This window comes from Dactylosporangium salmoneum (genome assembly GCF_039532525.1).
Taxonomy (GTDB): Bacteria; Actinomycetota; Actinomycetes; order Mycobacteriales; family Micromonosporaceae; genus Dactylosporangium; species Dactylosporangium salmoneum.
In genome coordinates, this window is the sequence record NZ_BAAARV010000112.1 from 1 (window position 1) to 6,582 (window position 6,582).

Here is a 6,582-nt window from a genome sequence, read left to right on the forward strand (position 1 = left end):
ACCCACCAACCGACACCACACCAGCCGCAACCACCGGAACACCACCCACCGAACCCACCGACCGACTCGGCAACGCCGGCATCGTCCCGGTCCCGTCCAGCGAGACAGTCGCGTCATGCCGCACGATCGGTGCCGGCTGCGGCTGGCGCTCGGCCGGACCGAGCGCCCCCTGGTGGCTCTCGTCGGGCCCGGCGGCCGGGTGGACCAACCGCGGGGCGGGTCCGTGTTCGACGATCTCTGCTCGGTCTGGGAGTTGCTGGAGCAGCCGGTCGATCTGCACCCGCACGGCCGGCGGCGGCTCCGTGCCGGGCACGCCAACGACGACCCTGGGCGTGTTGCCGGCGCCGCCGCCGACCGGCGGCGCCTCGGCACCGGCGGGACGGAAATGCAGGCCCGCCGTTGTCTGCGCCGCCTCCCACCCGCCGCCGAGCCGGAACGTCGCGGGCTCGTCTCCGGGCGCCAGATCGAACGGGGTGTCTCGCGGGGCGGGCCGGTCCGATGGGTAGACGTCGTAGTGGGTGGCGAACTCGGGGAAGGTGACCTGACCGGCGTCGTCCACGGGTACCAGGTGCCGGCTCTGCGGCAAGCGCTGCTGCAGTTGATCGGGCCGCAGTTCCAGCCTTGCGTTGCCGGGAATCCCGGTCAGAATCCGGTTGGCCAGGTCGGTGGCCGCGGTACCGTCGATCTTCCGCGCGGCGGGGTACTCGACGCGCAACCCGTCGATCCGGTCCGGCGGCAGGGCCGTGATGAGCCCGCGGATCGCCGCAATATCCGTAACGCCGTCGACCACCACGGTGGTGAGGCCGCTCGGGCGGCTGACCGGCGCGGGCTGGACATCGCGCGGGTGCAGGACGATCACATGGTCGTGCACGGTGATGTCCAAGCCTGCGTCCAGCCCTTGCCGCAGCTGCACGAGGTGGTCCTGACGTGCGACGTCGTTCGCCACCTGCTGCGGTTGCCACGGCGTCTCGTTGCGCCCGGCGTTCTGCCGCCGCGCCCACAGGTCCGCCGGCTCAGTAAGGCGGTGCGCGCCGGCCTGCGCGGAAGCCGCCAAGGCCTCTTTATGGGGGGCCGCCGGGGTGGCGGGGTCCTGCGTAGTCGGGTTCCGCGGCGGAGGCTCCGGCAGCGACCCGGCCGGACGACCCAGCACAGGCCGCCCTTCCTGGGTGTAGGAGATTGTCCGCGAGCCCTTGGCCGCGTCCGAGGCCGAGACCGGCCCGGACCCGGAGCCGGCCTGCGGCCTGTTCTGACCCCCTTCGTCGAGGGCCCGGCCCGGACCGGGGAAGGAGTCCGGCTCTTCGAGCACGGTCTCCAGCCGCTGGCCGACGCGTGGGCCGTCCGTGGCATTGCCCTGCTCGGTCTCCGGCTTCGGCGACCGCCTGAAGACCACGTCGTCGTCCTTGGCCAGCTGAGTGTGTGAACCGCGGGACGCCGGCTTCACGGACGTCCCACCGCCCGAGTGGCCGGCGCCGGGCCGGCCGCCGGATGAGCCGCCCTCGCCTCCGCCTCCATCGCCGGAAGAGAACCCGCCGTTCTTCATCCTGATCTCGCCGGCGACCGCGTCGTACGACAGGTCACCCGGCCTGACCGTCGAGGTCCCCGGCCCTTCGAGCGCACCGTCACTGCGCAACCGCAGGTCCGGTTTCCCGCCGCCGGTGGGATGGAACTCGCCCGCCTCCACCTTGCCGGAGTTGAGGTGTACCTCCACCGTGTCGAGCCCCCGGCCTCCCTTGACCGGAACCGGTTCGAGCTGGTTGGTCCGCGCGCTGTACCGGTAGTACGACGGCGCCGTGTCCGGCTCTCCGGCGGCGGGCCGGGCTCCCCCTGGACCGCCGGGGCCATCGGGCGTGGACTGCTTGACGACCCGCCACTCCTGGGACTGCGGATCGCGTACCAGAACCCGTTTCGGCTCCTGGTTGGCCGGGGCGTCCATACGATCCTGGGGCCGTGCGGGCGTGGCGGTGTGCACCGGCTCGACGGTCGGCCGGGCGCCCGACAACCGGACCGACTGCCAGCCCTCACCCGAACCGTCCAGGCTGTGGAACTCGACACCACCGCGCTCCGCCGGCGCCGCCTCGCGCACCGGCGGCCGGTCGAACGTCACCAGGTTGATGTCGCCGTTGGGGTTTCGTTGCAGCCACTGTTCCCGCGGCCCGTTCCCGGCAGATGACGGTGCCGGCTCGGGCCGGCCCGGCCGGCCGATGCCGGCGCTCCCGGCCGCCGCCCGGTCGCCGGCCGAACTGACGCCGGTGACCTCCCACTGCTTGCCTTGCGGGTTGTACGTGACGATCCGTTCACCGGGCTCCTGCGCCCCGATCCGGCCTACGCCCGACGCGGACTCACCTGGGTACTTTCCGCTGGCCGCCCTGACGTCGGCCACCACGTCGTTCGGGGACAGCTTTCCCGGGACCATCGTGCCGTCCGACCGCAGCTCGACATACGAGTACCGGTCCACCGCCAAGTCCGATTTCGCGGAGACCGCCGGCCCGTCGCCGGGCACCGCGTCTCGCGGCGGGTTCGACACACTTGCCGGCGTTCTGTTCGCAGCACCCGCCGCCCGAACGGGCGGCCCGTCGGTACCCGAACCACCGAGTGTTTTCCCGTTCTGCGGCCACGCGTGCTCCTTGGCGAGGGTGACGAGATCCGCATTGCCCGATGAGTCGTACCGCAGCAACTGCCGCCCGGACCCGGTACCGGAGTCGGAAACCGCCCGTTCCACAGTGGACGGTGGCGCATCACCGGCCGACACCCGCACCTCCGTACCGCCCGCACCCCCGGACCCCCGAAGCACCGGCTGACCCGGAACCGGCTCCGAACCCCCCAACCTCGTCCCACCCGAACCCGAACCAACCCGATCCACAACCGACGGCGGCTCACCACCCGCCGACACCCGCACCTCCGTACCGCCCGCACCCCCGGACCCCCGAACCACCGGCTGACCCGGAACCGGCTCCGAACCCCCCAACCTCATCCCACCCGAACCCGAACCAACCCGATCCACAACCGACGGCAGCTCACCGCCCGCCGAGCCCGGTGCCCGTACCGACGGCACGTCGGTACTCATCGACGTCGGAGTGCGCACCGCCGGCGGACCACCGGCGTCGAGGTTGACCCGGCCTGGGGGCGGGCCCTCGGCAGCGAGATTCGCGGGACGTACCGCGCTGGAGGAAACCGGCGGCTCACCGGCGAACTGCGACTTGCTGACGGTCGCCTCGTCCAGGGTCGGCGGCCGGTTGACCACCGAACTGCGCGCATTCGGCAGCGCGGTCGGCTCGACCGTCGTACCCGCCCGTACAGGATCGACTGTGCGTGCCGGATCGTTTCCGCGTCCGCCGGGCACCGACACCGCGTCGACCGGTCGCACCCCGCTCGGCACCTCGAGCCGGCCGCCGTTCAGGCCGGGCACGTCGTGCGGCACGCTGCTGGTCGGCGCCGGCGTACGGACACTGTCCACCACAGTGACATCCGACGCTCGCAGCGGAGTGACCGTGCCTGGTTCGACGGCCGGCGGCCTGCCCAGATGGAGGCCGTTGCCCGGCGCGCCGCCAGGCTCGACATTGTTGCCCGGTTTCGGCAGCGGTGAATGATCGCCGCCCAGCGCCGGCAACCCACCGGGTTCTTCGTTGCGCGGAAGCGTTGTGACGTCTTTGCCTCCGCGGCCGAACCGGGTGCTGAAGCCACCCGCCACCAGCCCGCCCATCAAGCCGGCGATACCGACCGACAGCGGGTCGATGTGCAGATGCTCACCGGCGATGCCTTCACCGGCCAGCTGCGAGACAATGCTCGTGCCAGCGGCGATGCCGCCCCAGGCAAGGGCGTTCGCGGCGAACCCGGCCAACATCTCGGCCGTGGCCAACTCCGCGCCGAGCGCGCTGATCACTCTCGTCAGAAGCGACGCCAGCGCCTCGATGAGCCCGGAGAACAGGCTCGCCAGGCCCAACGTCGCGACGTCGATGATCCAGCCGATAATGAACGCGTACGCCGCGGCCTTTTGCTGTTTCAGCATTTCATCGACTTTGCCGGCGAAATCCCGCAGCCCGTCAGCCATCTGCTGTGCGTTGTCGCCCGCGGCCCGGACGGAATCAGCGACGAGCTCGCTCGTGCCGACCGCGGAGTTCTTGGCCTCGCCCGACCAGTTCGTGCCCGCGACGGCGCTGACCACCTGCGAAGCCAGTCCGTGCAATTGGACGGCGAGCGCCTCCCACCTGTCCGCCAAAGCGCGCAACAGGGCCGGATCGGGCAACGGATTCGGCTTGCCCGTGGCTCCTGCGCCCTGGTCGTGGGAGGGGCCGGTTGACTCACGACCTACGTCTGACGACACCTAGGGTCCCTCTCCGGCCGGGTCGGCCTGCCCGCGCTCCGGTCGTTCGGTCAGGTGTTCTCAGTGATCGGGCCGTCGTTGAGATGCCGGCTGGGGTCGCCGTGTGCCCCCAGCCCTCCCGCGACCCGGCCGGCGATCATCGAGGTGGACATCTGCTGGAACATCTTGTTCACCGAGTCCTCCGCCTCGCCGTAGTTGATGGACGCGAGGATCACAGCGTCCGCGATATGGGTAAGGATCCCCACGTCAGGATTCGCGTCGGTGCCGAAGAGGTTGATCATGGCGGTGGCCCACGCGTCGTTGAACGCCTTCGCCTCGTCAGCGGTGTCGCCGACCCAGCCGAGCTTCAAGTTGTTCCAGATGTCGACAATGCGCTTGATGCTGTCGACGACGCCTTGGCCGTACAACACCAGCGCCTGGTTCATGGTGACGAACATGCCGTCCGGGTCGACCCTGATGACCAGCGATTGATCGCCGTAGTACGGAGGTACCGGCATCGAGCCCCCTCCTGCCTCGGTACGGACCGCGGGCACGCGTCCGCAACACCACATTGCTTTCAGGGAAACGTATCGAGCGGTTTATCAAACCCGCCAGTCATTACATCCGGGACGTTGATGGGCCGCACGATCCGGAGCCACCATGGAGCACCAGATCCATATCAGGAGGTGATCTTCGTGGCTGACGACGTACCGCCGGACGTTACTCCGCCCACCCTCGGTCAGACATGGGAGCTGTTCGGGCCTCCGATGGACGGCACGCTCCACCTGCCGTCGGGCCCTCGGTTCGGCCACGCCGTCCCACCCCGGGGCCCCAAGGAACCGCCGGTCGTGCCGAACTATGTGGTGTCACCGGGCAGCATCGAGGGCGCCACTTCGCAGATTCTGAACCGCACCCACGAAGTGACCGAAAGCTACAACTCGTTGAAGGACTACATCTCCAGCACCAAGTCCTGGATCTACTCGGTACCCGACGACCACACCATCGGCGAACAATGGGGCAGCAAAGTCAACCCGCAGCACCTGGAGGATCCACACCCCGACTGGACGCAGCAGATGAGCGCCGTTTCGGACAACGTCCTGCTTCAGGTGGCCGACGCGGTGGAGATGACCGGCGAGTTCGTCCGTGCGCTCAACAATGCGGGCCAGTTCTACACCAGGGCGGACAAGGACTCCGACCTGCCCACGCTGCCTGTCCATCTCGAGGGCCATTCGTCGAGGATGGAGAACCAGACCCCCGGCCAGAGCTGAGGAACGGCGTGGTACCAATGAAGTGGAACAGGCTGAGCGCTAGCGGTCGACCCGCCGGCGCTCAGCCTGTTCAGTTGAGGTTCTGTACGTTGGTGTTTTCGGTGTTGACGTAGTTCTCGTAGGCGGTCTGCATCCGGTGGATCGCATCGTCGAGCAGCGTCAGCAACGACTGCGTCACGGTGTTGAAGGTGTCGGCCAGCGGCGGGAACGATGCGCCCGCCGGGCTTTGCCAGAGGCTTTCGATCGTCGCGAACTTACCTTTCATCGCCGTGAAGTCGGCGTTTATCGAGTCCCGCTCCGCGGACACCTTACCGATCGCATCGTGCAGCGCGGGAATCTCGACCGCAAAGTCGATCTCGGTGCCGTCCGGTGTCCATATCTTGATGACCTTCCCGTCCGGCCCGATCTCCACGACGGATCCGTCGTCGTTGTGCTCGAACGCGTCACCTTGGTCGTCATAGGTGATGGTGAAGGGATGGCCGTCCTTGGTGACCCCGGCAGTCGGCCGGCCCTTGTCGTCGAACCCGGTGAACGTCGTCCCGTCCGCCGTGACTTCCTTGATGACCTTCCCGTCCGGCCCGATCTCCACGACGGATCCGTCGTCGTTGTGCTCGAACGCGTCACCTTGGTCGTCATAGGTGATAGTGAAGGGATGGCCGTCCTTGGTGACCCCCGCAGTCGGCCGGCCCTTGTCGTCGAACCCGGTGAACGTCGTCCCGTCCGCCGTGACTTCCTTGATGGGCTTACCGCTCGGATCAGTCACCATCACCGAGCCGTCGTCGAACGTCTCGGTGGCACCGCCTGACGGGTCGTAGGCGATGGTGAAGCCTAGGCCGTTGGGCGTGGTCCCCCGCGTTGGCCGGCCCTGGCCGTCGAAATCCGTGTAGGTCGTGCCGTCCGCCGCTATCTGCCGGATCGGCTTACCGCTCGGATCGGTCTCCAGCACCGTACCGTCGTCGAACTTCTCGAACGCATCACCCTGCGCGTCATAGGTGATCGTGAACCCCGTACCGT

At 68.8% G+C, this 6,582-nt stretch carries 4 protein-coding genes; 1 reads left to right on the plus strand and 3 read right to left on the minus strand.

The window, feature by feature from the left end; translation table 11 throughout:
- Together ABD352_RS50290 and ABD352_RS50295 are read right to left on the minus strand one after the other, a co-directional pair.
- Positions 1 to 4,243: hypothetical protein (locus ABD352_RS50290; RefSeq protein ID WP_344619776.1), on the minus strand; the 4,243-nt coding region annotated here is incomplete at its 3' end.
- Positions 4,244 to 4,371: 128 nt separating this feature from the next.
- Positions 4,372 to 4,854 (minus strand): WXG100 family type VII secretion target, encoded by a 483-nt coding sequence (locus ABD352_RS50295; RefSeq protein WP_344619777.1) that lies wholly within the window; start codon positions 4,852 to 4,854, stop codon positions 4,372 to 4,374.
- Between the two features lie 141 nt (positions 4,855 to 4,995).
- On the opposite strand from ABD352_RS50295, the gene ABD352_RS50300 reads away from it, so the two are divergent.
- The gene (locus tag ABD352_RS50300; protein ID WP_344619778.1) at positions 4,996 to 5,568 is read left to right on the plus strand and encodes a hypothetical protein; all 573 of its coding nucleotides are present in this window, start codon (positions 4,996 to 4,998) and stop codon (positions 5,566 to 5,568) included.
- Positions 5,569 to 5,638: 70 nt separating this feature from the next.
- Here ABD352_RS50300 and ABD352_RS50305 read toward each other — a convergent pair.
- On the minus strand, positions 5,639 to 6,582 hold a 944-nt coding region (locus ABD352_RS50305), incomplete at its 5' end, for a WXG100 family type VII secretion target (protein ID WP_344619779.1).